The organism is Candidatus Paceibacterota bacterium, from assembly GCA_035652395.1.
Lineage (GTDB): Bacteria > Patescibacteriota > Minisyncoccia > Phycocordibacterales > CAJBRS01 > JADGRH01.
On the sequence record DASRDX010000009.1, the window covers coordinates 362,190 to 387,880 of the forward strand.

The 25,691-nt window shown below is 43.5% G+C and carries 29 protein-coding genes and 1 tRNA gene; 7 read left to right on the top strand and 23 right to left on the bottom strand.

Features of this window, described 5'->3' with window-relative positions:
* Window positions 1-50 precede the first annotated feature (50 nt).
* The 4 genes from VFA52_02195 to VFA52_02210 form a co-directional block, all read right to left on the bottom strand.
* Window positions 51-1,712 (bottom strand): hypothetical protein, encoded by a 1,662-nt coding sequence (locus VFA52_02195; protein HZS43009.1) that lies wholly within the window; start codon window positions 1,710-1,712, stop codon window positions 51-53.
* Window positions 1,713-1,809: 97 nt separating this feature from the next.
* A complete protein-coding gene (locus VFA52_02200) occupies window positions 1,810-2,220 on the bottom strand; it encodes a polymer-forming cytoskeletal protein (GenBank protein ID HZS43010.1) in 411 nt (136 codons plus the stop codon).
* A 156-nt stretch (window positions 2,221-2,376) separates the two neighbouring features.
* A complete protein-coding gene (locus VFA52_02205) occupies window positions 2,377-3,060 on the bottom strand; it encodes a hypothetical protein (GenBank protein ID HZS43011.1) in 684 nt (227 codons plus the stop codon).
* 105 nt (window positions 3,061-3,165) lie between these two features.
* Window positions 3,166-3,828 (bottom strand): class E sortase, encoded by a 663-nt coding sequence (locus VFA52_02210; GenBank protein ID HZS43012.1) that lies wholly within the window; start codon window positions 3,826-3,828, stop codon window positions 3,166-3,168.
* A gap of 56 nt (window positions 3,829-3,884) precedes the next feature.
* Here VFA52_02210 and VFA52_02215 point away from each other — a divergent pair, with 56 nt between their 5' ends.
* Window positions 3,885-5,141: a hypothetical protein gene (locus tag VFA52_02215; protein ID HZS43013.1), complete on the top strand. Its 1,257-nt coding sequence runs from the start codon at window positions 3,885-3,887 to the stop codon at window positions 5,139-5,141.
* Window positions 5,142-5,234: 93 nt separating this feature from the next.
* Here the strand turns inward: VFA52_02215 and VFA52_02220 are convergent, their stop codons facing one another.
* The 3 genes from VFA52_02220 to VFA52_02230 form a co-directional block, all read right to left on the bottom strand.
* On the bottom strand, window positions 5,235-7,340 hold the full coding sequence (locus tag VFA52_02220) for a DNA topoisomerase subunit B (protein HZS43014.1): 2,106 nt from the start codon (window positions 7,338-7,340) through the stop codon (window positions 5,235-5,237).
* Between the two features lie 62 nt (window positions 7,341-7,402).
* Window positions 7,403-7,723 carry a hypothetical protein gene (locus tag VFA52_02225; protein ID HZS43015.1) on the bottom strand — a complete coding sequence of 107 codons (321 nt, stop codon included), beginning with the start codon at window positions 7,721-7,723 and terminating at the stop codon, window positions 7,403-7,405.
* Between the two features lie 7 nt (window positions 7,724-7,730).
* Window positions 7,731-8,879 (bottom strand): hypothetical protein, encoded by a 1,149-nt coding sequence (locus VFA52_02230; GenBank protein HZS43016.1) that lies wholly within the window; start codon window positions 8,877-8,879, stop codon window positions 7,731-7,733.
* A gap of 52 nt (window positions 8,880-8,931) precedes the next feature.
* Here VFA52_02230 and VFA52_02235 point away from each other — a divergent pair, with 52 nt between their 5' ends.
* The 3 genes from VFA52_02235 to VFA52_02245 are packed head-to-tail and all read left to right on the top strand — an operon-like array spanning window position 8,932 to window position 12,349.
* Entirely contained in the window at window positions 8,932-10,179 is a 1,248-nt protein-coding gene (locus VFA52_02235; protein HZS43017.1) for a glycosyltransferase, read from the top strand.
* Between the two features lie 50 nt (window positions 10,180-10,229).
* Complete coding sequence (locus VFA52_02240) at window positions 10,230-10,919, top strand: hypothetical protein (protein ID HZS43018.1); 690 nt, start codon at window positions 10,230-10,232, stop codon at window positions 10,917-10,919.
* Window positions 10,919-12,349 carry a glycosyltransferase family 39 protein gene (locus tag VFA52_02245; protein HZS43019.1) on the top strand — a complete coding sequence of 477 codons (1,431 nt, stop codon included), beginning with the start codon at window positions 10,919-10,921 and terminating at the stop codon, window positions 12,347-12,349. The genes VFA52_02240 and VFA52_02245 overlap by 1 nt, the downstream gene beginning before the upstream one ends.
* A gap of 151 nt (window positions 12,350-12,500) precedes the next feature.
* Here the strand turns inward: VFA52_02245 and VFA52_02250 are convergent.
* The 4 genes from VFA52_02250 to rpsB form a co-directional block, all read right to left on the bottom strand.
* Window positions 12,501-12,573 (bottom strand) — tRNA-Thr (locus VFA52_02250).
* Window positions 12,564-12,959, bottom strand: coding sequence for a hypothetical protein (locus tag VFA52_02255; GenBank protein HZS43020.1), 396 nt, complete (start codon window positions 12,957-12,959; stop codon window positions 12,564-12,566). Before VFA52_02255 ends, VFA52_02250 begins: the two co-directional genes overlap by 10 nt.
* A gap of 3 nt (window positions 12,960-12,962) precedes the next feature.
* Entirely contained in the window at window positions 12,963-13,553 is a 591-nt protein-coding gene (tsf, locus tag VFA52_02260; GenBank protein HZS43021.1) for an elongation factor Ts, read from the bottom strand.
* Between the two features lie 61 nt (window positions 13,554-13,614).
* The gene (gene rpsB, locus VFA52_02265; protein HZS43022.1) at window positions 13,615-14,325 is read right to left on the bottom strand and encodes a 30S ribosomal protein S2; all 711 of its coding nucleotides are present in this window, start codon (window positions 14,323-14,325) and stop codon (window positions 13,615-13,617) included.
* Window positions 14,326-14,429: 104 nt separating this feature from the next.
* Between rpsB and VFA52_02270 the strand changes: the two genes are divergently transcribed.
* Window positions 14,430-14,627: a hypothetical protein gene (locus tag VFA52_02270; protein ID HZS43023.1), complete on the top strand. Its 198-nt coding sequence runs from the start codon at window positions 14,430-14,432 to the stop codon at window positions 14,625-14,627.
* Here VFA52_02270 and VFA52_02275 read toward each other — a convergent pair.
* The 10 genes from VFA52_02275 to VFA52_02320 form a co-directional block, all read right to left on the bottom strand.
* Window positions 14,624-15,655 carry a PCRF domain-containing protein gene (locus VFA52_02275; GenBank protein HZS43024.1) on the bottom strand — a complete coding sequence of 344 codons (1,032 nt, stop codon included), beginning with the start codon at window positions 15,653-15,655 and terminating at the stop codon, window positions 14,624-14,626. The genes VFA52_02270 and VFA52_02275 overlap by 4 nt on opposite strands.
* A gap of 76 nt (window positions 15,656-15,731) precedes the next feature.
* On the bottom strand, window positions 15,732-15,986 hold the full coding sequence (gene rpmE, locus VFA52_02280) for a 50S ribosomal protein L31 (protein ID HZS43025.1): 255 nt from the start codon (window positions 15,984-15,986) through the stop codon (window positions 15,732-15,734).
* 45 nt (window positions 15,987-16,031) lie between these two features.
* Entirely contained in the window at window positions 16,032-17,408 is a 1,377-nt protein-coding gene (locus tag VFA52_02285) for a lytic murein transglycosylase (GenBank protein HZS43026.1), read from the bottom strand.
* A 34-nt stretch (window positions 17,409-17,442) separates the two neighbouring features.
* Window positions 17,443-18,114, bottom strand: coding sequence for a 50S ribosomal protein L25 (locus tag VFA52_02290; protein HZS43027.1), 672 nt, complete (start codon window positions 18,112-18,114; stop codon window positions 17,443-17,445).
* Between the two features lie 38 nt (window positions 18,115-18,152).
* On the bottom strand, window positions 18,153-18,635 hold the full coding sequence (locus tag VFA52_02295; GenBank protein HZS43028.1) for a type II secretion system protein: 483 nt from the start codon (window positions 18,633-18,635) through the stop codon (window positions 18,153-18,155).
* Window positions 18,636-18,642: 7 nt separating this feature from the next.
* On the bottom strand, window positions 18,643-18,924 hold the full coding sequence (locus VFA52_02300; protein ID HZS43029.1) for a hypothetical protein: 282 nt from the start codon (window positions 18,922-18,924) through the stop codon (window positions 18,643-18,645).
* A gap of 40 nt (window positions 18,925-18,964) precedes the next feature.
* Window positions 18,965-19,483, bottom strand: a complete 519-nt coding sequence (locus tag VFA52_02305) for a type II secretion system protein (GenBank protein HZS43030.1) — start codon at window positions 19,481-19,483, stop codon at window positions 18,965-18,967.
* A complete protein-coding gene (locus tag VFA52_02310; protein ID HZS43031.1) occupies window positions 19,467-19,697 on the bottom strand; it encodes a hypothetical protein in 231 nt (76 codons plus the stop codon). The genes VFA52_02305 and VFA52_02310 overlap by 17 nt, the downstream gene beginning before the upstream one ends.
* 47 nt (window positions 19,698-19,744) lie before the next feature.
* On the bottom strand, window positions 19,745-21,385 hold the full coding sequence (locus VFA52_02315; GenBank protein HZS43032.1) for an FAD-binding oxidoreductase: 1,641 nt from the start codon (window positions 21,383-21,385) through the stop codon (window positions 19,745-19,747).
* Window positions 21,386-21,391: 6 nt separating this feature from the next.
* A complete protein-coding gene (locus VFA52_02320) occupies window positions 21,392-22,255 on the bottom strand; it encodes a class II fructose-bisphosphate aldolase (protein HZS43033.1) in 864 nt (287 codons plus the stop codon).
* 222 nt (window positions 22,256-22,477) lie between these two features.
* Between VFA52_02320 and VFA52_02325 the strand changes: the two genes are divergently transcribed.
* Together VFA52_02325 and VFA52_02330 are read left to right on the top strand one after the other, a co-directional pair.
* Entirely contained in the window at window positions 22,478-23,476 is a 999-nt protein-coding gene (locus VFA52_02325; GenBank protein ID HZS43034.1) for a carbohydrate kinase family protein, read from the top strand.
* A complete protein-coding gene (locus VFA52_02330) occupies window positions 23,473-23,844 on the top strand; it encodes a hypothetical protein (protein HZS43035.1) in 372 nt (123 codons plus the stop codon). The genes VFA52_02325 and VFA52_02330 overlap by 4 nt, the downstream gene beginning before the upstream one ends.
* Here VFA52_02330 and VFA52_02335 read toward each other — a convergent pair.
* Window positions 23,841-24,836, bottom strand: a complete 996-nt coding sequence (locus tag VFA52_02335; protein ID HZS43036.1) for a transketolase C-terminal domain-containing protein — start codon at window positions 24,834-24,836, stop codon at window positions 23,841-23,843. The two genes, VFA52_02330 and VFA52_02335, sit on opposite strands and share 4 nt — an antisense overlap.
* A complete protein-coding gene (locus tag VFA52_02340; GenBank protein HZS43037.1) occupies window positions 24,808-25,671 on the bottom strand; it encodes a transketolase in 864 nt (287 codons plus the stop codon). The genes VFA52_02335 and VFA52_02340 overlap by 29 nt, the downstream gene beginning before the upstream one ends.
* Window positions 25,672-25,691 lie beyond the last annotated feature (20 nt).

The window sequence follows — 25,691 nt, forward strand, 5'->3', positions numbered from 1 at the left end:
AGTCAAGGATAATAAAAATGACCTGTGTTTTAGCACAGGTCATGAATGAGCTAGTTTCGAGCCCCCAAAAAATCCTTTATTTTTCTGAGCCGATTTGGAGGTTGAGCTCTTTGAGAGCTGTCCCTTCTTTCCCCTTTTGATTCTTCGGGCTCTTCAGCAATTTCGATTTGATGTTCAGGTGGCTTGAGAGCCGGTGGATTAACCGTAGGTTTTTGGCGTTTTTTGCGCCTACCGTAGGTAATCGGTGGGCTTTCGACCGATTCTTCCTTGATATCGACCACAAAACCGTGGTGATTTTTTTCAACCACATAAGTCTTGGTGGTTGATAAAGGTGACGGCACTTCGGCAATTGGATCAAAGACTAGCTTGTTTCCAACAAAGATTCGCCCCACCTCATCCTCTCGAACTTTTGGAGGTTCGGGGCGATGCTGGACAAATTGGGCGTCCAAGATCTTGGTTGGGGAAATGTTCGGATAAAAGACCTCGACCAAGACTTCCGAAATGGTTAGTCGGTCAGGATATCTCTCCAGAACTTTTTTCGCCCCTTTTCGGAATGAATGTTTCAATTCTTCCCGAAGAGCTTGGCGCTCATCATAGGATAGAACTCTTTCCCTTCGGACAACTGTCTTCGCAAGTTCTTCTTCAACAATGTGGTCGAGGACTCGACCCACCAAGTTGCGAAATTCCGAAAAGGTCAGAGCGGCTGGAACGGTAGTTCTCAACCGAATTCCCCGTGTCTCAGTATTTACTAAAACCCAAGGACATCGCCCGAGGTTGATCTGCCGTTGCTTTAATTTTTCCTGCCATTCCGCTGACGGATTGGCCGGGGCGGCAAACAGACCGGAAACATCCACTTGGAATTTCCGAATCTCCGGTTTTAGCCGTTCAAGTGTCCTTTCCGCTTCGGCAAGGTGAGCTTGACCAGTAGCCTCGTCACCTGTTCGAAGCATTTCAATGCCCCGAATATAGGTTTCGATCATCGGCTTCGTCAGTTCCTCAATTTCAGGTATACACCCGAGGGAGCTGGTATCAATGCCATTCCCATCGGCATCGGCCGCTAACCCCGCGGTCGAGCCGGTAATGCCTGTAACAGTGGATCCCCTGCGGATGCCGTCGGTTGGACCCGTGAAGTAAACCTGCCCGTGCAATACCAGATGACCGGAAGTGGCTGTAATGTTGAGAAGAAGATCTGAAGGGATCCGGCCCGTATTAGTAGCCGTATCGCCCTCAACCATGGGATTAACAAACGAAACTTGACGAAGGCCATAGCCGGTCAATTTTGTATGCGCTCCTGTTTGAGGGTTTGCTTCCTCAAAGGCACGCTTTGCCGTATCCCTGATTCGATCAACACTGTGGCGGTTGCTGTAGTACTGACTGTGAGTGTCGACCTCAATTACTGGAGTTGGGGCTTGATCCTTCGGTGCCTCAAGCGGCGGAGCGGCAATGTTTGGGGCATGACCGTTTCCCTGATCGCTGGAAGCGGTGTAAGAAGCCCATTCAATTGCAGTTTTGGTGATGAATGGATGACTTAATGCCATTTGAAGTGGCATCTCGTTCGCCTCCGACCATTTCACCATTACAGAACGGAATGTCTGCCGAAGCATGGTGCCTTTTCCGTTAACTGGCATTGGCACTGCTTTGCCATTCCAGGTTGCGGTCTTTAATTCGGTGTAGGTAAGATTGGCTAAAGTAGTTATTTTGTCTATGTTCATTCGATTCCTTTTCTAATCGCTTTTTATCACTTTTTATTAAAATGTCAATCAAAATAAAAAGATTCTCGTTTTAAAACGAGAATCTTGAAATTGGGAGCTAGGGAGTTGCCGCGGAGGCTGGGGCACTCGAAGACTGAGCAGTACTGGCCCCAGGTTTTGGTCCCTCTGGCTTTTGACTCGCCTGGATAAGCTTGCCAGTAAGTTGAGCCGTGGGAGACGTCGCGATGATTCTTTCGTAATTAACGTCTCCAGTAACCCTGGCATTTGGACCGAAGCCGACTGTCTTGGCGGTGACGACGGCATTAACTTCACCGTCAATCTGAACGTCCGGGGCGATAATTTCGCCTTTGACGTGGGCATCTTTGGTAATCTCGAGCTGACAGCCGTTTTTACTTATGAGCTGGCCTTCCAAGATGCCTGCGAAGATCAATTTTTTAGAAAAGGTGATGATTCCTTTGATTTCCGTGCCTTTTTGGATGACATTGTCACCATTCGTATTTCCATTCATATGTTTCCTTTGGTTTGATTTTGATTGGAAAGCCTGTATAGAACTTCCAAGTCCTTATTATCACAAGATTTAGAAAAGTCAAATATATAATCCCGTCTAAAATAAAAATGGCCAATTAGCTAGAGCTAATTGGCCAGTGAGATCAACGCTTTTCGACTATGGAGTCGGCGTTGTTAGATTTCTCTGGTATTCATCCACCTTCGCTTTCAAGCCTTCGGCGTACTTCCTCCAGCCGGTGGTATTGGCATTGGCTTGTTTAGCTTTGTTCTCCCAGAAAGCCGATTGTTCCGCCCAATATTTTGCTCGGTTTTCGGCATCGGAAGCGTTTGAGGCTTTCCCTCTCAAACGCAATATTTCCCGATCTTTGGCGGCAGAATCTTTTTTTTCTTGCGCCAGATCACCTTCCGCTTTGTCTCTGTCGCTTTCAGCCTGAGCTTTATCGCGTTCCGCCCGCTCTTTTTGATCCTTCCAGTCTTGCATCACTCTTTGGAAGGCGGCGTCAACTTGACCCTTTGGAGTCTCGGCGATATTGTTGGTTTTTTCCGAGTCTTCCGGCGGCGGAGTATTTGTTCCAATCTCCTGAACCAATTTCTGTTTTTCGGTAGGTAAAGCCTTCTCAATGTCTTTATCCTTTTTTACAAGATCCGGGTCCAATTGCTGAACGACCGGAGGTGTCTTTGAACCGGTGGGAGTGGCGGGTGGACTTGTGGCTGAAGCATCGGCTGTCGCCGTTCGAGACGAAGTGGCGGATTTGTGACTCGGTTTCTGATCTGCCACCGCCACAAGTGGAAGAGCACAGATGATGAGAAAAAGTAAATTGCTAAAGAACTTGCGTTTCATTAATACCTCCTGATTTCAATTTTGGGTGTTCCGGAACTTCCGAAACTAGTTATCCCATTTCGGTAACTATCACAACTTATTTAAAAAGTCAAGTCTCTGGAGGGATCAGCTCTTCCCGATCGGGGCGGTGCCGGCGTAGGTGGCGACGACGACGTAGCGATCTTCCTTAGCGCCGAAACTGTTACAGGTTGAGAGAGTCAAAATGTTTTGTTTGGTTGAGAAGCTGACGTAAGCGTTAGTATCTTTTTCCAATTTCACTGAGGCGACGGTGTAAAAATAAACTCTGTCTTTAGTAAGAACTTTAATCTGATCTCCTTCTTTTAAATTGTGAATGTTGTTGAAAACTTGATAAGCCTTGTTGTTCACCACTTTGAAACCGGTGGAGTGGCCGAAGATGAACATGTTGCCATAGCCTGGCAATCCTGATCCGGGATAATGCACCGCTCCTTCCGTGAGTGCGTTATCAAGCGTGGTATTACCAGTGCTCGAGGGATTAATAACTTGATAATTTAGACCGATGACGTCAGATTGAATGCGAAGCGGCACTTGATCAGTGGGCGGCAAGGGATTTGGATTCTGAGGATTATTTTCACCGGTGATGCTTTCAATGGAATTCTCGGAAAGCTGGTTTAAGATATTGGGTGTACCTGTTTGTTCTTTTAATTCGGTTGGAATTAGACCAAAAGCATAGAGAACGACAAAAGTAACCAAAAAAATTCCCAAAAATAAAAAAGAGAAGGTGGCTTCCGGACGTTTATACCATTTCATAAGAGTATTATAAGGGTATTTGACAAAAAATCAAATATGGAGTATAATTCGGCATTATGGAAAAAGATAAAAACCCTGATAATAAAAGCCCTCGGCAAATTAAGGAAAGTGCCCCTATCAATCTCCCAATCGAGGAGGAGAATAAAAACCCTGCCCGAATCGTCTGGCGAGTTTTGATTTTGGGGGTTGTTTTAGTCGTTTTAATTATTCTAAGTATTGGCATTATCAAATTGGTGCCGCGAGCCCTTTCTTCTTTGGCTTCGGTAAACGTCTCTATCTCTTCCCTCTTTACTCCTAGCAAAAACGCTTCAAGCACTAATCAAAATCGACCGGTTGTTACTCCTGCTTCTACTTCAAGCAATCAGAGCGCCACTACTTCCGCTCCATACCCAGTCAATAATGGAGATACCGGTGGCAATTCTAATTCCGGAAATAATGGTGGAGCCTCATTTAATCAAAATGGTAATCCCGACCTTCAATTGACTATCAGCTCAATCGGAGTACTCGATCGCAACAGTGGAGCTTTTGTTCCAACCACTAACGTAAACACCAATGATCGAGTGGCTGTTAAGTTTCAGGTAGAAAATGTCGGAGAAGGTCCATCAGGAGCTTGGAATCTTTCAGCTGCCCTACCGGCAGTTAATCCCGCAGATCAGACTAAAAATCTTTCCAACCAGATTTCTATTCCGGCTGGCATGGCTGTCAGCGGAGAACTTTACTTTGATTATGTTCAGACCGGTCAGAATCGGGTAGTTCAAATTTCCATCAGCGACAGTCGTTCTGAACTTCGCACCAATAACAACAGCGCCCAAGTGACTATTAATTCTACGGGAAATAATGGTGAATATTATGGCGGGGGCGTAGTTACTAATGGCCTAGATTTGGCAGTTCAGATTATGGATACTGGCACAGTTGATCGCTACAGCGGTCAGTACAATCCTTCTTCTTACATTAATGCTTCTAATCGAGCAGCTGTTCGATTTCGAGTAACTAATCAGGGATCGATTGCAAGCGGTAACTGGACTTTCAGCGCCACTCTGCCGAATAGTTATAACAACAATAACAACTGCTATTACAATTACGGCGTCTATCAGTGCAACAACAATAATTACAATAACGGCAATAATAACCTGACTCAAAATGAAGGTTCATTGGCTCCCGGCCAAAGCGTGATCCTAATTGTCGGCTTTGACGGAGTGCAGTACGGCACAAACAATACTGTTAATATCAATGTTGACCCGTATAATCAGCTGCCGGATGTGAATCGAGGAAATAATTATGCTAGCGCGAATTTGTACGTAAATTCGTATTAATCTTTAATTAATCATTTCAAGAAAAAAGGCCGGCCGCTTCGCGGCCGGCCTTTTTTCTTGACCCCTAAGCGAAAACCAAATCTAGTGAAGCGACTATATATCAATATTAGCCAACTTGGCGTTTGATTGTATAAACGACTTGCGGCTTGGTACATCCGTACCCATTAAAATCTCAATTACTTTATCGGCCGCTTCCGCATCTTCGATATTTACCTGCTTCAAAACTCGATTGTTTGGATCCATGGTAGTCTCGCCGAGCTCTTCTGCATTCATCTCTCCAAGACCTTTGTAGCGCTGAATGGCGATCTTTTTCTTCTTCTCTGCGCCTTTTTCTTTCTTATTTTTTGTTCCTTCCTCTTCTGGCTGCTCGCTTTCAGCTTCCTCTTCCCCTTCTTCACTGGCTCCTTCCACTGGTTCGGCCACTTCCACTTTCTCCCGAGTCAAGAACTTATCTTTTTCTTCTTCGGTATAAAAATAAAGTAATTCTTTTCCATATTTCACTTTATAAAGTGGCGGCTGGGCAATGTAAACAAATCCATTTTCAATCAATGGCCGGAAGTAACGATAGAAAAGAGTCAAAATAAGAGTCCGGATGTGGGCTCCGTCAACGTCGGCATCAGTGGCAATAATAATTTTGTGATAGCGCAGCTTGGAAATATCGAAGGTGTCCCCGATGGCAGTGCCGATGGCAATCACCAGATTTTTAATTTGTTCTGAAGCCAGCATCTTATCGAGGCGAGCGCGTTCAATATTTAGGATCTTGCCGCGAAGCGGCAAGATGGCCTGCGTTCGGCGATCGCGTCCCATCTTGGCCGTGCCACCGGCCGAATCTCCTTCCACGATAAAGAGTTCTGACTCGCTGGCTTCTTTGGACTGACAGTCGGCTAGCTTTCCCGGCAAAGTCATACCCTCAAGGGCACCTTTGCGTAGAATTGAATCTTTGGCGGCTTTGGCGGCTTTGCGAGCCTTTAAAGCCAATAAAGACTTGTTAACAATAGATCTGGCATCATCGGGATTCTCTTCCAAGAAGGCGGAAAAAGCCTCCCCGAAAACCGTAGTGACAGCCGATTGAGCTTCCACACTTCCGAGTTTGGCCTTAGTCTGACCTTCGAATTGAATCTCCCGCAATTTTACAGAGACGACAGCCGTTAATCCCTCCAAAACATCATCACCGGTAAAATTGTCCTCTGATTCCTTAATGATATTAGCTTTGCGCCCGTAAGTGTTTATAGTTCGAGTCAGAGCGGTTTTAAATCCAGTTAGGTGCGTTCCTCCTTCGGGAGTACTGATGTTGTTGGCAAAACTTACTACTCGTGAAGATATGTCATCAACATACTGGAGAGCCACCTCCACCGATTCCACTCCTTCAGCTTTTTTCTCCACATAAAAAATGTTCTTGTGAATTGGCTTTTGGAGCTGATTGTAGAATTTAATGAGAGAGAGTAATCCTCCTTCAAAGTAAAAAGTTTGTGATGGAGCCTCGATCTCCAGTTCTCTGAAATAAAAGACTTTATCGGTGTCTATCTTCTCTTTAACCTCTCTAGCATCAATCATGGAAATGCGCAGACCTTTTACCAAATAGGCTTGTTGCCGCATATGAGAAACGACACGGGAGAAATCAAAATTGATTTCCTTGAAGATTTCCGGATCGGGTTCAAAAGTTACAATAGTTCCCGATTGTTTAGTGCTGCCAATTTTTTTGACGGCCGCCTTTCGTTTGCCTTTGGAATATTGCTGAACGTAAATTCCCCCCTCTTTGTGAACAATTACCTCGGTGAAGACTGAAAGAGCGTTTACTACTGAAGCGCCGACTCCGTGTAAACCACCTGAAACTTTGTAGCTACTATTTTCACCACCAAATTTTCCGCCGGCGTGCAAAGTGGTCATGATGGTCTCCAGTGCCGAAACTTTAGTTTGTTTGTGCATGTCCACCGGAATACCTCGGCCATTGTCCGCCACTCTCACTCGATTTCCTGGGAGCAGAGCCACTTCAATGTCATTGGCAAAACCACCCATAGCTTCGTCTCGAGCATTGTCAAAGATTTCCGTAATTAGATGGTGGAGGCCGTCAGGACCGGTAGTACCAATGTACATTCCCGGACGCTTTCGAACAGGCTCAAGGCCTTCTAGGACAGTAATGTCGGCGGCTCCGTAGGAGCCGCCTTTTTTCTCTTCTTTTTCAGCTGATTTTTTGGCCATTTATAGCCATATTTTAGCATTTTTAGCCTCTTCTGCCAAGCTCAAATCGGCCATAATTAGCCTTAATTTGAGCCATTATTTGGTAATTTTTTGAGGTCTAATTCCATTACGCCATCAAGTCGGTTAATTTCCCCCACTTTTTCTTTTCCGAGCATTAAAATTCCGCCCGTATCGTCAAGGGTGCAGACAGTTAAAATCTTAGTTTCGAGATTTTCGAGAAGCTTTTCGCGAGTTTGACGAATTTCTTCATTAACAGAACCGGCTGAATTTGGTTTGAAAATAGAAACAGTCAAAATCCCATCCTTAATGTGAAAAATCTTATCTCCACTTTCAGATTCGACGAAACCAAAATCTGAAAGGATTACCCGAATTTTATTCTCCATTGTTTAATTATTGTCTTCTAATTTCTCCTCCAAATTCTTCTTCCGTCATCTCCTCAACACGAACATGAAGAGCGTTCACCTCTTCGTTAGTTAAAGTGCGATTGAGATCACGATAAGTTAAGCGCCAAGTGTAGCTCTGGCGATCGGTTCCGAACTTATTGTCGTTTTCATATTTATCGGTCAGCTTCATCTCCTCAATTTGATCTCCCACAATGTCGCGAATGCGGTCAAAGTAAGTATTTAAAACCAAATTTTTTGAAGCGACGAAAGAGATGTCACGGAGTACCGGCGGAAACTTGCTGACCTCCTTGAATTTAGTACCGAGTTTAAGTTGCTTTCTGACTCTCTCATCTTCTGACCACAGCAATCTAATATCCGGCAATTCCATGGAGACAATGGCCAAGCGCTCCAGACCGAAGCCAAAAGCCCAACCATTCCATTTAGTTGAATCAACTCCGAGCTTATCTAAGACGCTTCCTTTAACCACACCACTTCCAAGCACTTCTATCCATTTGTCGGCCGGTTTGATTTCCATTTCAATTGATGGATCAGTGTAAGGAAAATCATCCGGATTAAATCTTCGCTCCATCTGCGTTCCAAAAATGGCGTCGGCAATGGCATTTAAAACTTTTTTTAATTCTTCCACCCCGATATTCTCTTTTGCTTTTGGAGCCAAGTACCAACCGTCAAGCTGATGAAAAACATTCATGTGGTTACGATCAATTTCATCCTTGCGGTAAACCTTGCCGAAGGAAAAACAACCGACTGCTTCACCCTTGCTCATCCTTTCCTTCACATCTTTCTCGTTCAAATAGTAATACCACATCACTGTAGTGTGAGTTCTCAAAATATTTTCTTCGTTCAAGTAATATGTGTCGGATTTGCTACGGGCCGGATGATCTTTGGGAAAATCAAAAAGGTCAAAGCTGATGCTCTGCGGTACCACTTCAGGCGTTTCAATAACATCAAAATCCTTGAACTCCGGCCGAGCCAAAATCCTCTCTACCATTTCGGCGATCGGGCTTCCGATCTTTCGGGAAAGATCGGGCATATTTAAATAGCGTTTTATTCTTTGGCTTTCAGGATCATTTCGTCCATCGAGAGATGCGATGATTTTGTCCTGTTCTTTTTTAGATACTTGGAAAGTGTTCTTCATGTTGGGGGGGGTTTTTGACTTTCGGCGACGTTGATTATATCATGAAATAACTATGCATTTGGCCGTTTTTTCCGAAACTATTACTTATATCCTCCTTTTTCTCACCCTTTATTGGGAAGTCTTTTTATTGATGACTTTTTTAGAAAAGAAGGGACAAATTCAAAAAGAGGAGTCTATGATATTAAGTGATTTTCCGGCTGTGACAGTGTTGGTTCCGTGTTTCAACGAAGAGAGTACGATATCCAGCACGATAGAGTCGCTTCTATCCCTAAATTATCCAAAAGATAAATTGGAGATTTTAATTATAGATGATGGCAGTACTGATCAGACATTGTCAGTGGCAAAAAAATTTGAGATTGAATCTAATGTTCGCGTTTACCACAAAGAAAATGGCGGTAAGTTCACTGCCCTCAATTTTGGTTTGGATCTGACCAGAACAGAATTTGTCGGTTGCCTCGACGCCGATTCTTTTGTTCATCCGGATGCCCTGAAAAATCTAATGCCTTATTTTACGGACCCGAAGACTATGGCTGTCACTCCTTCTCTAAAAATTTACAATCCGAATAGCAGCGTTATCCGGATGATACAGAACGTGGAATACAATCTTGGAATTTTTGTCCGAAAGATTTCCAGTCTTTTAAATGCTATTTACGTTACTCCCGGCCCGTTTTCTATTTTCCGCATGCAGGTTTATCGGGACCTTGGAAGGTATCACCATGCTCACAATACCGAGGATATGGAGATGGCTTTGCGCATGCAAAGCCATCATTATCGGATTGTAAACGCCCATAAAGCGGTGGTTTACACTGTGGGCCCAAAGACCCTGCCAAAGCTTTATAAACAGCGCGTTCGTTGGACCCACGGCTTCCTAGAAAACATTAAGGATTACCGTCATTTAATTCTCAATCCAAAATACGGCAATCTCGGTCTTTTAATTCTGCCTCTAGCTTTTGTCTCTTTCTTTGCTACTCTGTATCTAGTCTTAGTTTCTTATTACGGCTTGGTGCGGATTATTATCAAAGATGTCATCCAGATTCAGACGGTCGGCTTTCATCCAGCCTGGCAGAGCCTTCATTTCAGTTGGTTTTTTGTTAACACAGCTACTCTCTCAATTATTAATGTCCTGATCGCTTTTTTAACTTTGATAATTATTTTCGCCGGCAAGCGACTAGCCGGAGTGAAGGACCGACGAGTGATGGATCTGGTTTATTCTTTCTTTTTATATTCGTTTATCGCGCCGCTATGGCTCACTAAAGCTTTTTATAACAGTCTTTTCTCAAGGAGAACTCCGTGGAGATAGTTTCGCTCTAAGTTAGCAAAATCGCAACGATTTTGCTATCCTGATTGATTATGGCTGACTGGAAAAAGTATTTAATTACACTGGGAATTACCGCTGTCATCTTTCTAACGGCAATTTATCTAAATAATTATTTCAATAACAAACGACTGGAGAATATTCAGGCTATTCAAAATTCCATTGCCACCGACATCGCTTCTTCGGAGGTTCAGTATACCCTTCTCGGAGATCTTTCCTGCAAAAGCGTGAATGACTCCATTCTCTCTCCGGAGTTAAATAATCTGGCTTCTCGCATTCAGTATGGCGAGCAAAATATCGGTAATACTGACAGCAATATCATCCAGTTAAAAAGGGATTATTCGCTTCTAGAAATTAAGGATTACCTCCTAATGAAGCAGATTGATCAACGTTGCAAAATTCCAAGCGCTTTCATCCTTTATTTCTATTCCAACAATCAGTGCGATGACTGTACCCGTCAGGGATATGTTTTAGATACGTTGAAACAGCAGTATCCAGCCTTGCGTATTTATTCTTTTGATTACAATTTAGATCTATCTGCTATAAAAACCCTCATTACTATTAATAAACTAAGTGGTACTCTGCCGGCTTTAGTCATTGACGATAAGGTTTATTATGGTTTTAACAGTATTGAAGATATACAAAGATACATGCCGATTCTCAAGACTCTAAGTTCCTCTTCAACTAGCGCCACTTCTACCGCCACTAGCTCAAAGAAAAAATAATGGATAGTTTTTGGGGAAAGTTGAAAGAAAAACGGTTGATGGCTATTTATCTAGTATTATTCTTTTCTTTCTTTCTGCGATTTCTGCTAATTTTGAAATCAAATCACCTCTGGTGGGATCAAGCCATTTATATTGGCATGGGAAAATATTTATTCTCCGGCGGCCGGATCGGCTACTGGGAAAATTTTCGTGGACCTCTTTGGCCAATTCTTCAAGGAATAATTTGGAAGGCGGGTTTGGATAATATTTTCTGGGGAAAGTTTCTGGAAGTGATCTTTAGCAGTGCTTCGGTCTGGCTCGTTTATCTAATTGGAGAGAAAATCAAGAAAAATGTCGGCTTAATTGCGGCCATCTTATTTGGTTTTACACCTTTTTATTTTTATCTATCGGCAGTGGGCTTAACAGATATTCCGTCCCTTTTTCTGGCTTTGCTAGCCGTTTATTTAGTAGCGGCCGAAAGACCATATTTAGCCGGTCTTTCGGCCGCCCTAGCCTTCCTGACTCGTTTTCCGGAAGGCTTAATTGTGGTGCCGCTCGGCTTGGCATATTTCCTCGAAATTTATCGAGGAAATATGCCAAGCCGAGCACCCGTCTTTCACAAGTTTCTTTACTTCCTCAACGGCTTCCTCCTTTTAGTCATTCCCTACTTTCTATTAAATTACCTTCTCTATAAGGAAGCTTTTCTGCCTCTCTTACGAGCCAACGCCGCCTTCCATGAATATCTCTTTATTTATCCTCTTAATCCACTCTTTTACTTACTAAAAATCCCGCTTGAAAATCCGCTTTTGCTTTTTGCCCTTGTCACTCTCTTTTTGGTATTTTCGAAGCGTCGAGAAATCTCGGATAATCGTATCTTTCTTTTAAATATACTAATTCTAGTGATCATTGGCGGATACTACTTTTTCATTGCTCCGATAAAAGATCTCCGTTATGCGATAGCTTTTCTACCCTATCTCGCTATTTTTGCCGCCTATAGTATTGAATGGATTTTTGAGAAGCTTCAATCGGCAAAACCAATAATGATCATTATAGGTTTGATTTTAATTATGTTCATCTTGCGTCTAGACATTTCAACTTCGCCGTATATGAAATCCGGTTTAGCCAAAGATTCAGCAACCTATAATCTGTACGATCATTTTAAAGACCGCAAAACAATCAACTCTTCCTCTCCCTTCCCTTTAGCCTATTCCGATATAAAAATAAATAAGATTTTTGAAACCTGGCCTCAAGCGGCGAAAGTTTACCTCAACCAAAAAGGCACCGGAAATTACCTGCTGATTAACAGTTGCGATTTAATTTGTCGACCGGAAGATCGGGTTTGCCAAGATGAAGAAAAAGAATTTCTGACTGAAGTAGATCGAAGCTCATTGAAACTTTACGATGCTACCGAGAATTCCTGCCATCTCTTAATCTATCAAATGAATCAATAAAATTACCTGCGGTTTACTTTGAGCCGCAGGCCAGGATCGAAAAACACTTCACATTGTCCGAACGTTCGAGTTTCGAGGCTTCTTACCATAGAATTACTGGCGACTTTATTGATCGCAAAACTCGCTGAGACATTACCCGCTGTTTACTTTGAGCCGGAGGCCAGGATCGAACTGGCGACCTATAGTTTACAAAACTATTGCTCTACCAACTGAGCTACTCCGGCAAATTGATATCCTCTGGACGGTTATTTTCCTTGTGTTCCTGAATATTCTTAAGATAAAACGAGGTTGATGATTTATCTTCCGGCAAACTGCCTTCTCCTTTTACCATCTTCACCGGTTTGGTCAACTTACCGCGAAGACGACGATAAAGCCCCAGAAAAAATTCCTCGAGCTTTTCCAAGACGAAATGATAAATCATCCTAAGGGCTCGAAGATTCCAGTAACGAAAAAAATTACGTAGGCTATGATGCCCCTCCCTAACCAATTGATCGCCTCTTTGACTAAAGAAAAGATATTTCTTGCCGGTCTGAATCTCTACTACTTTAAAGCCAATCATGGCCACCAACACTAAAAAGGACAATGAGAAGATAGAGATTAAAAATATCATGAATTATTTGTCCAAGACAGAAAAACGAGCGAAGCGAGCCACTTCGATTTTCTCCCCGAATTTTTGAATACCGGCTTCAATTAGCTCTCCGATAGTTTTCTCTCCGTCTTTAATGAAGGCTTGTTCAAGTAAAATGCGGTCGGCGAAATAAGAATTGAGTTTGCCTTCCATAATTTTCTGGTGCATTTCTTTTGGTTTGCCTTCTAATTCTTTCTGGAAAACTTCGGCTGCTTTGTCTCGGCTATCTTGAGTAATTTCATCCTTATGAATAAATTCCGGATTTAGGGCCGCAATATGCATGGCAATATCATAGGCCAGGGCTTTAAACTCCTCGTTCTTGGAGACGAAATCCGTTTCCGAAGAGAGTTCCACCATGGCTCCCACGTTGCCGTTGGAATGAATATAGGCGGCCACTGTACCTGCGCCGAGATTTCGGCTGGCTTTCTTGGCCGAAATCTCGGCGCCCTTTTTTCGAAGGATGATTAGAGCTTTTTCCATATCGCCATCTGCCTCTTCCAAGGCCTTGCGACACTGCATCACCGAAATACCGGTTTTCTCTCGTAATTCTTTTACTTGATCAGTTGAAATGGTCATAATAATTTTAAAAGTTTATAAAGTTTAAGCGTTTGCCTTACAAACTTTACAACTTGTACCTTTATGAACTCTTAATCTGTTTCCCTTGCTTGTAGGCTTCCACTACCTTCTCAACAAAAAATTTAATGCTGGTGATGGAAGAGTCATTAGCCACAATCGGATAATCCACCTCCTTCAAATTACAATCAGAGCCGCAAAGAGCAATTACTGGAATATTTAATTTCTTGGCTTCCTCGACGGCAATTTTCTCCCGTCGGGAATCAACTACAAAGAGAGCGGTCGGTAACTGTTTTAAAAGAACTAAGCCGGAAAAAAGTTCTTGAAGATTATCAATCTGGCGATCAATCAATAAACGTTCCTTTTTAGTGTATTTCCCCAACTCTCCCTTTTCTCGCTGACTGATAAGGTCCTGCATTTTCTCTACCCGCTTCTTAATATTGTCAAAATTGGTAAAGGTTCCACCTACCCAGCGGCCGGCCACATAAGGCATTTCAATGGAGTTAGCTCCTTTTTCAACTGCTTCCTTGGCCTCATTTTTACCCGAAACAAATAAAATGACTTTTCCTTCGGAGGCCAGTTTCTTCACAAATTCCAAGGCGCTATTTAAGAGTTCTTCGGTTTTTTCCAGATTGATTATTTCCACCTTATTTTTAGCCCCAAAAATATAAGAGCTGGTCGTCGGGTGGCGACGAGAACGAGAATAGCCGAAATGCGCTCCAACGGAGAACATTTTCTCAATTAACTGGCTATTTTGTTCGGTTTTTTCTGCCATAGGTTCATTAGTGTAGCAGATAAGCCCTATTGGTGCAAGATGGCTTATTTAAAGGGTTTTTGGACTTTCCTCAAGGACTAACCTTTAAGTGTTACAATTAAAAAATGAAAACTTCTCGGAAAGGTGGTTTGGTTGGCCTTTTGATGACTTTGATCGTCACTTTAATTATTTTTGGCAGCTTGGAATTCAACCTTTATCACGATCAGCCGGGTGGAGTTAGTGGCCATTTTTGGAAAGAAATAAAGCAAATACCGAATTACTGGCATTCTCTCGATCTCTCTCCGCTAATATTTGGCAGTTAAGAAACTGACTTACCTTTACTCAAGGCTTCCACGATCGGATCCAGACCTCCGGCAAAAATTTTTTCAATATTGTGCCAGTTTTCTTTAATGCGATGGTCGGTGACGCGATCCTGCAAGATATTATAGGTGCGGATTTTTTCAGACCGATCAGCCGTACCGATCTGATCTGAACGTTCTTTGGCAAATTTTTTAAACTCTTCCTCTTCCTTCATCTGCTCGAGCTTAGCGGTGAGAATCTGCATAGCTTTTTCTCGATTAGCCTGCTGGCTGCGCTCGGCCGTCGCTTTTACATCAATGCCGGTTGGTTTGTGAATAAGTCTGACCGCCGTTTCCACTTTGTTAACATTCTGTCCGCCTTTGCCACCAGCGCGTGAGAATTCCATTTCAATGTCGGTCGGGTTAATGACGATCTTAGTTTTTTTGCGCATCGGTAGAATGGCCACTGAAGCGGTTGAGGTATGAACTCGTCCCATCTTTTCCGTCTCCGGTACGCGTTGAATGCGATGGACTCCAGTCTCATAACGAAGTTTCTTGTAAACGTCTTGGCCACGAATTTCAAAGGCTGCTTCTTTGAAGCCGCCGAGGGCGGCCGTCGACTCGCTGATCATACGACTCGACCAGCCCGAGGCGGCGGCATATTTCTGATACATCTCCGCGAGCTCCTCCGCAAAAAGAGCCGCTTCTTCCCCACCGGCGCCAGCGCGTACTTCTAAGATAATCTCGTTTGGGAATTCTTCTTCCGCTTCTTCCGCTTTCATAATATTTTCAATTTGATCTAGAACGGCCTTCTTCTGAATCTCCAGATTTTTTAGTTCTTCTTTGGCCAATTGAGCCATGCCGGCATCTCCTTCGGCCATTTTCTTAATTTCCCCTTCCTCCTTTTCCAGACGCTCAAATTCACCGGCTAAAAAGCCGGTTTTATGGTTCTTTTTCAATTCCTCCAGTTTTTCTCTTTCCATATTGTTTAACAAAAGTGACGCGCCAAGCGCGTCACTTTTGTCATCCTCGCAATGCGGGGATCCAGTCATTGATCCTGGACAACGCTTGAGCGCTTGCTGTTAACGATACCTGTTTTTCCCGTCCTTACGGGAATGACAGGCTTAGTTATTTCTTGCTTTTAGTTGCCTTGGCAGTCTTTTTGGAATCCGTCTTGGTCTTAGCTCCGCTCTGTCGGGCCTTGAATCTTTCCACGCGGCCGGCTGAGTCAAGAACTTTCTCGTTGCCGGTATAAAGCGGATGACAAGCGGCACAGATCTCCACTTCCATTTTCTCTTTAGTTGATCCAAGAGTATAAACCACCCCGCAGGCGCAGGTAATAGTGGCGTTCGGAAAATATTGTGGGTGAATGTCAGCTTTCATGATTTTCGAATTATAACGGAAATCCCTCGAAAGTCAAAAATGAAATTAGCTGCTGGCTAAAATATCTATATTTGACTGAATACTCTGAACTTTGGCCATTACTTGTGTCCCGTAAGAGCAGGAGGAGCCGCCGCTGCCATAATATTTACAGGCTGCCCGAATTTCGGCGCTATAACTTCCGCCAACCGCTCCGAGATCCGACAAATAAAGGGCAGAAGCCATAAAAGCATCTTGAGGATTCCAAGGATCCGCCACATTCTTGCCGACGGCCGCTGCGATCCTAGCCTGATTTAATTTCCAAGTTGAAGCGATAAATTGAGCCGGCCCCATAGCTCCGCCATAGCCGGAGTTGCCGATTGGGCAGGAAACTTTCGTGTGATAAGGATCCCTCCCTACGGCTGCTGTAATTTCCAAAAATGGCGCCACATCTCGATCAGGTTTCATTAAATTGCTGACTGTAGCTCCCGTAGAAATCTTTGTTCCCTGTCCCGTTGAATTAAGCAAATAACAGGCACCGACATTTGCTCCGAGGTTACTTTCTTGAGTGATTATGGCTAAAAGAAATGCTGGATCGACTCCGGTAGCTTTTTGAGCTGCTTGAGCATAAATTAAAGCGTCACCGAATTTAATAGCCGGTACGTCTCGCAGGACAAAGAGCTGGTTTCTGATTTTGGCCGCTTGAGCCTGTTTGGCCGTAAGAACACTTTGATAATTTTGCTGCTCTGACTTATTTAAATTAAGCAATTGCTGTTTTTGGGTCTCTGCTACTTTGATCTTATTCTGCTCGGCTTGAATATCGGCGCGGGTGTCTACTTCTTGATCCTTCTTCTGGCTAAGGACCTGCTGTTGTTGTTCGTTTTGATTTTTGTCCGCTTCTACTTGATCAACGTGTTGTTTCAAAGCAGAATTGAGAGTTGAAAGAGTGTCCATATCTAGAAGGAAACTGGAAAGATCCTGACGACTTAACATGGCTTCGGCCAGCGAATATGAATCGAGCTGATTAAGCTGACGAATAACATTAGCTAAAGACTGCTGCTCGGCGCTGATGTGCTGATTTAAATTATCAATCACCTGCGTCTTGATAGTGATATCGTGACCGAGTTGATTAATGGCAATGGTGTGAGCCTGAATTTTTAATTGAGCCTGTTTGATTTGGGCATTTAAAGAGGCGATGTCGCTTGAGATACTGCGACCTTGGGCTTTAGTTTGGTCTAAAATCTTTTGCTGGGCGGCAATTTCAGATTCAATTTGAGCAAGCTGGGCTTCCAGAGCCGCTCGCTGCTCCGGTGTTAAATTAGGGTTAACGGCCTGCCCTGAATCGCTTTGGGCAGAGACTTGCCAATAAAAAGGAGAAAAGGAAACGGCTAAGAGAAGGACTAAAGCAATTAAAATTTGGAAAAAACTTTTAAAAATTTTTAACATGAGAATGATCGAGCGAGGATTAACGAGCCGGCCATTATTTGGCCGGCTCGCTTCCGGCGCCGGCGTCGCCGGCGCCCTCTTCCCCTTCTTCTTCTTTCTTACCTTTCTGTTCCACTTCAATAGATTCAAGATCAATTGGAGCGACCACTTCTTCTATTTCTTCCTTCACTTCCGAAACCAAGGCTACTACTTCTTCCGCATCCGTAACTAATTCCACTCCTTGCGGCAATTTCACATCTTTAGCCAGAACTCTCGATTCGAAATTAACCAATCCCGTAACATCTACTTCAATTTGGTGCGGTAGATCTTTCGGCATCGCCTCAATTTCCAATTCGTGCAAAACTTTCACCAGCGTTCCCCCGAGTTCCTTAACCGCCGGAGGCAAGCCATTAAATTCAATCGGTACGCCCACTTTTACTTTCTTCCCCTTTTCCAAAATATAAAAATCAGCATGTCGGACTCGGCCGGTTACCGGATCCAGATCAATGTCGTGAATTAGAGCTTCATGTTCGTCTCCCGCCCCTTTTAGAACCAAAACGGATGATTCCCCAGCCTCTTTCCAAGCCTTCAGAAAGTCCGCTTCTTTGACGACAATTGGGGTTGATTCAGACTTACGGCCATAAAAAACGGCTGGAATCTTGCCGTTTTGGCGAATTTCAGCCAGTTTCGCCTTCTTTTCCCTTTTTTCCACATTTAAAGTCAGCATGGAAATTCATTATAGCTGCTAAATTTGAAAAATCAATTTTATTTAGGAGCTGAAAGGCAAACGATAGTAGAGTAAGGCGAAGCTCCTCTATATTGAGTATTGGCTGGATTCAACTGATAGGGCGTATATAAAGCATAAACTATATAGGGAGCTAGGTCAGAATTATTAACAGCTTGGCTACCACAACTATATTTAAAAGACAAATAACCAGAATAAGTAGGGATTATCATTCTATATAAGGGGGAAGTGGGCACGCTAGATATGTAAGCGGGTACAAAGTTAGGCAAACTAACACTATCAATATTGCTCGTACTTACTGTGGGATAGGTTCCGTTATCTGAATAATATTGTTCAACAGCATTTCTCAATTGAACCAAGTTCTGCAATACTTGCGAATCGCTAGTCTTGGCTCGGGCCGTTACAATATTAGTGAGAATTACCGTTACCAAAAGACCAATGATCGAAAGTACTACCATTAGTTCAATTAGGGTAAAGCCTCTTTTCTGGTCACGGTTTTTCATCTAGATATTATGGGCCTCTTAACTCCGGCGGTAATGTTTGTATTTCCTGAGGAGTCAACGGCCGACCGGAAGTCTTATGGGAGGTTGTTGAATGAATTACTAAATAAACGGTTAATAAAAAGAGGATCCCAGCTATACTCAAAATAAAATGATTCGCGCCAGCTTCGGTCTGAACCCATCTCTTGCTAATGAGCCAATCAACCATGAAGGATTTTTTTCTTGGTAGATAAGAACGATTGAAAACCGGCCGATTAGTGCTTGATTCTTCAAATTCAACCTCTTCGTTCATATTTCTGATTATACCGGTCGGCCACAACCTAGAATCAATATTAACTGGTCAAATCGTAGACGTTGTCTGTGCCCCCAGGTCCGTTTGAAGCTCCGTTAAAGGTGCCGTTACCAAATGTACCCGCTGCACAAACCGGAGCGGAGCTGTCACTTCTACAATCTTTATCAGAATTCAATACCGCATTTGGGGCTTCTAACAGAGCACCTAAATGATAGAAGGTCACGGGTGCGCTTGATGGCAAAACCGCATAGCAGTACCAACCGGCCCCTCCGCAACCTGTCCCAAAAGTTTGATTTGAAGGATCTTTGGGAATAGACCCAATATAGGTTGGTGCTAGGCTCGATAGGGTTAATGGATAGGACTGATTATTACTCTCGTAATAGAGCTGTAGGGCAGTTCTTAATTGGCGAATATCCGAGATTCGCTGAGTATCTCGAGCCTTGGCCCGAGCGGTGGCAATATTTGACAGAACAATGGTGCTCAGAAGACCAATAATGGCGATCACTACCAGCAATTCAATTAAGGTAAAACCTTTTTTAAATTTATTTAGTCGGAGCATACGTGGTGGGCAAAGGGAAACTATTATTAGGATTAGTTAAATGACTGATACTTAAGATTAGACCGGCAATAATCAATACTAGAATAATTAAATAAAGTAGGTTGGCTCCTCTCTGGCTTTTTACAAAACCGGCAGAAATTAGAAAATTCTTTGGTTGATTTCTTTCACTGGAAAAATTTGTTGACCGAACTTCATCAAATTCCACATCAGACATATTTGAATTATATCAAGCTATTCTTATCTCAAAAAGCTGGCTATCCCCTAGCCCTTACTAATGTGATTTTCCAAAAAAGTCAGGCTACCTCCTACTTTTTTACCCGGATTGAAGATATTGTGCGGGTCAAAGATATTTTTTACTTCCTTAAAAAGACCGTACATTTGAGGCCCGAACATCTCCTCCACGAAAGGTGTGCGCATAATACCGTCATTGTGCTCCGCAGTAATGCTGCCGCCATATTGAACGATTAAATCATATACTTCTTTAGCTACCGGCACGATTTTAGCTCGTTCGCTTTCTTTGGTTAAATCCATTAAAGGAATAATGTGATAATTGCCATTTCCAGCGTGACCGGCAATATTGGCCTCAATATTATTATCTTTAAGAATCTTTAGTAATTTAGGTAAAAATTCAGGCATTTTGGCCGGATCAACGGCAAAGTCGTCGATAAAAGGGGCAGTCTTCTTTCCATGAACATGCTGACGAAGCAGATTGAAACTTTCCCGACGCATTACCCAGTATTTTTCTGAATCCGGCCCCTCTTCAAGAACACGCACATGAATTGGAAAATTTTTTAGGATGTTTGTAATCTCTTCTGTTTTTTGATCAACTGTTTCCTTACTTTCTTCGGCGAGCTCAATTAAAAGAATTAACTTCGGTAGACCGCCCATTTCCAATCCGATGAAAGCTTCCGGCAAGAAGTTCAGGGCGAATTTCCATAAGTGCTCGTGAGCTTTCTTGGCAATCTCCGGCATGAAGTGAAGCGCCAGTTTCAAGGTGGCGTCATCAAATGCTTCCAGACTTTCCGGAGCAAACGGTAAAATTTGATTTACCACCTTTGGTAAATCGTCCCATGATTTAAAAAAGAGGGCGATTAGTTTGCGATTAGTTGGCTCTTTAATCAGTCGCATTTTCGCTTCGGTTAAAAGTCCGAGAGTGCCTTGGGAGCCGACAAAAAGTTGGGACATATCAAACAACTTTTTGTCGGCATCGTAAACTCTCCAGAGAGCATAGCCGGAAGAATTTTTCGAAGTTTTTGGTCGGGCTTTTTCAATTAAATCTTGATTTTTAGTCACCAGTTCAAAAACTTTTCGATAAAGCTCGCCCTCAAAATTGGTGAGGGCGAGCTTTTCTTTTAGTTCACCTTCACCAAGCTTGCCAAAAGAATACTCATTCCCATCATAGAGAACCATTTTAACTTCCTCCACAAAATCTCGAATCTGGCCGTACTTCAAAGTCTTCTCACCGGCGGCATTATTCATCACCATGCCGCCGAGCGCCGCCAGCTGTTTGGAGGCTGGATAAACTGGCAGAGAGATATGTTTAGGTAAAGTTTCTGTTTCAAAATCGCGATAGAAGACGCCGGGGCCTACATCAGCCCTAAGCTTCTCTACATCAACTTCCTCTTTTTTAAAGTATTTAGTGAAATCAAGAATAATGGAATCGTTAATAGCTCCGCCACCCATATCTGTACCGGCCGATCGGCCCGTCAAAGATAGTCCGGGCCGATCGGCCTTCTTCTCCTCTACGTACTTGACTAAACTCTTGACATCTTCGGTGTCTTTCGGAAATACCACTAATTCCGGCCTCACTTCAAAAAGACTGGCGTCGCGACTATATTTTGTTAGGGTTTCTGGATCATCGAGAGCCTCCCCTTTAATCAACTTTTGAATTTCTTCTTTCATTCCGAATTATAGATTGTTGAAGATTCTTAATTTTTCTTCCGCCACCTTTTGCATTGCTTCAATTGCCGGTTTGCTAATTTTGTAAGGCGCTACTTCTTTTGGATAATCGGTCAAAGATTTTCGTAAAGCTTCAGTGTACGCGGCACGCAGTTCTGTACTGACGTGCACAATCGAAACGCCGTTCTCAATTGCCGCTTTAATATCTTCGGCTGAATTTCCGGAAGCGCCGTGCAGAACTAAAGGTACTTTGGCAGCTTGGCTAACTTCCTTCACTACTTTGATATTCAGAGCGGGATCGCCCCTCTTTAACATTCCGTGAAAATTACCGACGGCCGGCGCCAGCAAATCGACGCCCGTTTCTTTAACAAAGCGTTCCGCTTCATCAGGCTTAGTTAGATATTCCGCTCCAAGCTCTACTCCTTTTGGAATTTCATCTAAAATCTCCGAAGCAGTTCCTTTGTAGCCGAGCTCCCCTTCAATTAAGATCTCCGGATTTTTACTTCTAGCATATTCGACACATTGTTTAGTAATCTTAATATTTTCTTCAAACGGCTGCTCGGCTCCGTCATAGATAACCGCATCATAACCGGCATCGATCGCTTCTTTTACTCGTTCAAGTGAATAGGTATGATCAGCATTGATGAAAATCGGATAATCAAATTCTTCTCGCAAGCTCTTTACCAACAAAACGGCTTGTTTTACTCCCAAAAAATCCCGCTCCCCTTCGGAAGTGCCGATTATTACCGGCACATCCAGTTTTCGGGCGGCCTTAAAGACGGCCCATAAGCCTTCGATATTAGAAATATTAAAATGGCCGATGGCTTTTTTTTCTTTTACAACCCGGTTTAAACATTCTCTAAGAGATTGCATTGTTTCATTTTATCATATATATTTTCACTGAATGAAGTTCATCGCCCTTGTGAGCATCGCCGCTCTTGGTCTGGTGGCAACCGTTGTTGCCGAGCAATATCATCGGAAAGTTATCGCCAATCGACCTCACCGGCTCTAGCCTAACTCAGTTTACAAAAGGTCGGTCGCGCTTAACTCATGGCGCGACCGACCTTTTTCGTTTTTCCGTGTTATAATTTTTAAATGCAGGAGAATGTAAATCTCGATCTAATAGCTATAGGGGACGCTGTCGCCGATACTTTTATCCGCTTAAGCGAGGGGGAGGAAGTCTGGGACGCCAATCACACTACGGAGAAACTTTGCCTTTCTTTTGCCGATAAGGTGCCATATGAGTTTGCTGAAACTATTTATGCCGTGGGTAATAGTGCGAATGCGGCCGTTTCCGCTTCCCGCTTAGGCCTTAAATCAGCTTTAATTTCAAATATTGGTGATGATCAAATAGGTAAGGATTGCTTAGAGAGCTTGCATCAAAACGTTGTTGATACAAGCTTCATCAAGGTCAATCAGGAAATGAAGACCAATCATCATTACGTCCTCTGGTTTCACGATGAGCGCACGATTTTAATTAAACATTTTGAGTATCCGTATGAGATGCCGAATGTGGGTAATCCTAAGTGGCTTTACCTTAGCTCTTTAGGCGCAAGCTCCTTGGAGTTTCATACTAAAATCGCCGATTATCTGGAAAATCATCCCGATATTAAATTATGTTTTCAGCCGGGAACCTATCAGATGAAATTTGGTACTGATGCTCTGAAACGAATTTATGTGCGCTCCGATCTTTTCTTCTGCAATGTTGGCGAGGCTCAAAGAATATTAAAAACTACTGAAACCGATATTAAGAAATTGATGCAGACGATGCGGGAGTTTGGGCCGAAAACAGTCGTAATAACTGACGGTCCGAAAGGAGCGTATGCCTACGATGGCCAAAATTTTTGGTTTATGAAGCCCTACCCTGATCCAAAGCCTCCTTATGAGCGGACTGGGGCGGGCGATGCTTTCTCTTCCACCGTAACTAGTGCCCTAATTTTGGGTAAAAGTCTATCCGAAGCCTTGGAATGGGGTGCCGTTAATTCCATGTCTGTGGTTCAAGATATTGGCGCTCAACGTGGATTGCTTTCCGAAGCTAAGATTAAAGAGTGGCTGGACAAGAAACCAGGGGGCTGGCAAGCGGAAAAAATATGACATTCGAGAATCCAGAAGATCAAAAACAAGAAGAAATCTTTGCAGAGATAATAGCCGGGAAATACGGCGGAGTAACCGAGCCTCTTAAAGAGGCTCTAGAGCGTTTTGAGACTGGATATGAAAAATTATATGCTCCTCTCCGGCCATTACTGGATTATTACAACGAACTTTTAATGCAATATTACGATTATCAAGATCTTAAACTTGGAGAAGAGTTAAGAAAAATTCAACCGGTCCTTTCGGATTTAGTAAAAAGAGTTGATAAGGAGGGTGAAACTTACCGCGGGGAGATTAAAGCGGCAAAAGAAGAATTGGATAGATTGAGACGACTATATTTCCCGAGTAGGGAAGATATCTCCAAGAATTAATTCAAAAGTCTACGGACTGCTGTTTTAATTGAATTTGCATCCATTCCATAGTGTTCAATCAATTCTGCCGGTTTGCCGGATTGACCGAATTTATCGTGAACTCCAATGAAAACTATCTTGGTCGGCTGATTCTTAGCCAGGCATTCGGCTACGGTCGAACCGAGCCCGCCGGTAGTCTGATGTTCTTCAACAGTTACAATTGCTTCTGTCTCTTTAGCTAAATTAATTATGGCCTCCTCGTCTAGTGGTTTGATAGTAGAAATATTCAAAACTTTGGCTGCCAATCCTTCAGTTTCTAATTGATTGGCGGCCAGTAGAACTTGATAGACCAATGCGCCTGTGGCAATAATTCCTACTCGCGCTTTCTCGTTAGGCTGGTAAAAAACTTGGGCTTTGCCGACTTCAAATGGTGTCTCTTCGGTAGTAATGATTGGTGATGGCTCGCGGGCAAGTCGCAGGTAAACCGGCCCAATCATTCCAGCGGCAGCCAAGGTGGCTTTTCTCGCCTCAATAGCATCACAAGGAGAAATGACAGTCATATTGGGTAGAACTCGCATAATAGCTAGATCTTCCAAGGCCTGATGGCTACCGCCATCAGGTCCCACCGAGACTCCAGCGTGAGAGCCGACAACTTTAACGTTGGCATTGTTATAACAAACAGTGGTGCGGATCTGCTCCCAATTTCGGCCTGGACTGAAAGTGGCGTAAGAAGATAAAAACGGAATTTTCCCCATAGCGGCCATGCCAGAGGCAACGGTTGCTAAGTTCTGTTCGGCCACGCCAATTTCCACGAATCGCTCCGGAAATTTTTCTTTAAAGGAGAGCATTTGCGTTGATTCAGTCAGGTCAGCGCAAAGACCGACAATGTTTTCATCTTTTTCTGCGGCCAGTACCAACCCTTGTCCAAATCCTTTTCGAATTGGTACTTGCTCTACATCTTTATCAAAGATTTTTGGATTTAAATTATTCATGCTCGCTTCTAATTTTTCCACTTAACGTTCGTAACTCATTGAGAGCCATTTTCGCTTCTTCTTTATTTGGTGCTTTGCCATGCCAATGGAAATCGCGTTCAAATTCTTTCACTCCCTTTCCCGGAATGGTGTGGGCAATGATGACTGATGGTTTTTCAAAAATGGCTTTGGCTTGATCGATTGCCGATACAATTTCACTAAAATTATGCCCGTCAATTTCCTGAACATGCCAATTCCAAGCTTCCCAACGAGCACGCAGGTTCTCGAGCGGCATAATGTCTTCAGTGAAACCGTCAATCTGAATATTGTTGCGATCAATGATGGCAATCAGGTTTCGTAATTTTTCTTTGCCAGCCAGCATGGCTCCTTCCCAGCTATTTCCAGCGTCCAGTTCCCCATCGCTCATGAGGCAATAAATATATCGATCAGATGATGGGCCGCGATCAATCCGATCGCCGAGAGCCATGCCGACCGCTTGTGAGAGGCCGGAGCCCAAGGGACCCGAGCTATTTTCCAAGTACGGCAAAAACTCCCGATGAGGATGCCCTTGCAAACGTGAGCCGAACTTCCGTAAGGTCTTCAACTCCTCAATTGGGAAATAACCGGCGTGAGCCATGGTGGCATAGAGCACGGGACAGATGTGTCCGTTTGAGAGAACTAGCCGATCTCTCTCCTCCCATTTGGGATTTTTGGGATCGTGCTTGAGGATTTTAAAATACAAAGCGGTAAAAATGTCGGCCATTCCGAGCGGGCCAGCAGTATGGCCGGAACCGGCCTCAAGAAGCATTTCAATAATTGACTGGCGAATTTCATTCGCTTTCGTTTCCAGTCCCCAGATTGTTTGGTCAGAGAGCATCATGAGTGAAATTATAACAT

Bases quoted from the DNA above. Each gene is read 5' to 3' on its own strand.
- VFA52_02195 (HZS43009.1), bottom strand. From the start codon at position 1,712: ATGAACATAGACAAAATAACTACTTTAGCCAATCTTACCTACACCGAA.
- VFA52_02200 (HZS43010.1), bottom strand. From the start codon at position 2,220: ATGAATGGAAATACGAATGGTGACAATGTCATCCAAAAAGGCACGGAA.
- VFA52_02205 (HZS43011.1), bottom strand. From the start codon at position 3,060: ATGAAACGCAAGTTCTTTAGCAATTTACTTTTTCTCATCATCTGTGCT.
- VFA52_02210 (HZS43012.1), bottom strand. From the start codon at position 3,828: ATGAAATGGTATAAACGTCCGGAAGCCACCTTCTCTTTTTTATTTTTG.
- VFA52_02215 (HZS43013.1), top strand. From the start codon at position 3,885: ATGGAAAAAGATAAAAACCCTGATAATAAAAGCCCTCGGCAAATTAAG.
- VFA52_02220 (HZS43014.1), bottom strand. From the start codon at position 7,340: ATGGCCAAAAAATCAGCTGAAAAAGAAGAGAAAAAAGGCGGCTCCTAC.
- VFA52_02225 (HZS43015.1), bottom strand. From the start codon at position 7,723: ATGGAGAATAAAATTCGGGTAATCCTTTCAGATTTTGGTTTCGTCGAA.
- VFA52_02230 (HZS43016.1), bottom strand. From the start codon at position 8,879: ATGAAGAACACTTTCCAAGTATCTAAAAAAGAACAGGACAAAATCATC.
- VFA52_02235 (HZS43017.1), top strand. From the start codon at position 8,932: ATGCATTTGGCCGTTTTTTCCGAAACTATTACTTATATCCTCCTTTTT.
- VFA52_02240 (HZS43018.1), top strand. From the start codon at position 10,230: ATGGCTGACTGGAAAAAGTATTTAATTACACTGGGAATTACCGCTGTC.
- VFA52_02245 (HZS43019.1), top strand. From the start codon at position 10,919: ATGGATAGTTTTTGGGGAAAGTTGAAAGAAAAACGGTTGATGGCTATT.
- VFA52_02255 (HZS43020.1), bottom strand. From the start codon at position 12,959: ATGATATTTTTAATCTCTATCTTCTCATTGTCCTTTTTAGTGTTGGTG.
- tsf (HZS43021.1), bottom strand. From the start codon at position 13,553: ATGACCATTTCAACTGATCAAGTAAAAGAATTACGAGAGAAAACCGGT.
- rpsB (HZS43022.1), bottom strand. From the start codon at position 14,325: ATGGCAGAAAAAACCGAACAAAATAGCCAGTTAATTGAGAAAATGTTC.
- VFA52_02270 (HZS43023.1), top strand. From the start codon at position 14,430: ATGAAAACTTCTCGGAAAGGTGGTTTGGTTGGCCTTTTGATGACTTTG.
- VFA52_02275 (HZS43024.1), bottom strand. From the start codon at position 15,655: ATGACTGGATCCCCGCATTGCGAGGATGACAAAAGTGACGCGCTTGGC.
- rpmE (HZS43025.1), bottom strand. From the start codon at position 15,986: ATGAAAGCTGACATTCACCCACAATATTTTCCGAACGCCACTATTACC.
- VFA52_02285 (HZS43026.1), bottom strand. From the start codon at position 17,408: ATGTTAAAAATTTTTAAAAGTTTTTTCCAAATTTTAATTGCTTTAGTC.
- VFA52_02290 (HZS43027.1), bottom strand. From the start codon at position 18,114: ATGCTGACTTTAAATGTGGAAAAAAGGGAAAAGAAGGCGAAACTGGCT.
- VFA52_02295 (HZS43028.1), bottom strand. From the start codon at position 18,635: ATGAAAAACCGTGACCAGAAAAGAGGCTTTACCCTAATTGAACTAATG.
- VFA52_02300 (HZS43029.1), bottom strand. From the start codon at position 18,924: ATGAACGAAGAGGTTGAATTTGAAGAATCAAGCACTAATCGGCCGGTT.
- VFA52_02305 (HZS43030.1), bottom strand. From the start codon at position 19,483: ATGCTCCGACTAAATAAATTTAAAAAAGGTTTTACCTTAATTGAATTG.
- VFA52_02310 (HZS43031.1), bottom strand. From the start codon at position 19,697: ATGTCTGATGTGGAATTTGATGAAGTTCGGTCAACAAATTTTTCCAGT.
- VFA52_02315 (HZS43032.1), bottom strand. From the start codon at position 21,385: ATGAAAGAAGAAATTCAAAAGTTGATTAAAGGGGAGGCTCTCGATGAT.
- VFA52_02320 (HZS43033.1), bottom strand. From the start codon at position 22,255: ATGCAATCTCTTAGAGAATGTTTAAACCGGGTTGTAAAAGAAAAAAAA.
- VFA52_02325 (HZS43034.1), top strand. From the start codon at position 22,478: ATGCAGGAGAATGTAAATCTCGATCTAATAGCTATAGGGGACGCTGTC.
- VFA52_02330 (HZS43035.1), top strand. From the start codon at position 23,473: ATGACATTCGAGAATCCAGAAGATCAAAAACAAGAAGAAATCTTTGCA.
- VFA52_02340 (HZS43037.1), bottom strand. From the start codon at position 25,671: ATGCTCTCTGACCAAACAATCTGGGGACTGGAAACGAAAGCGAATGAA.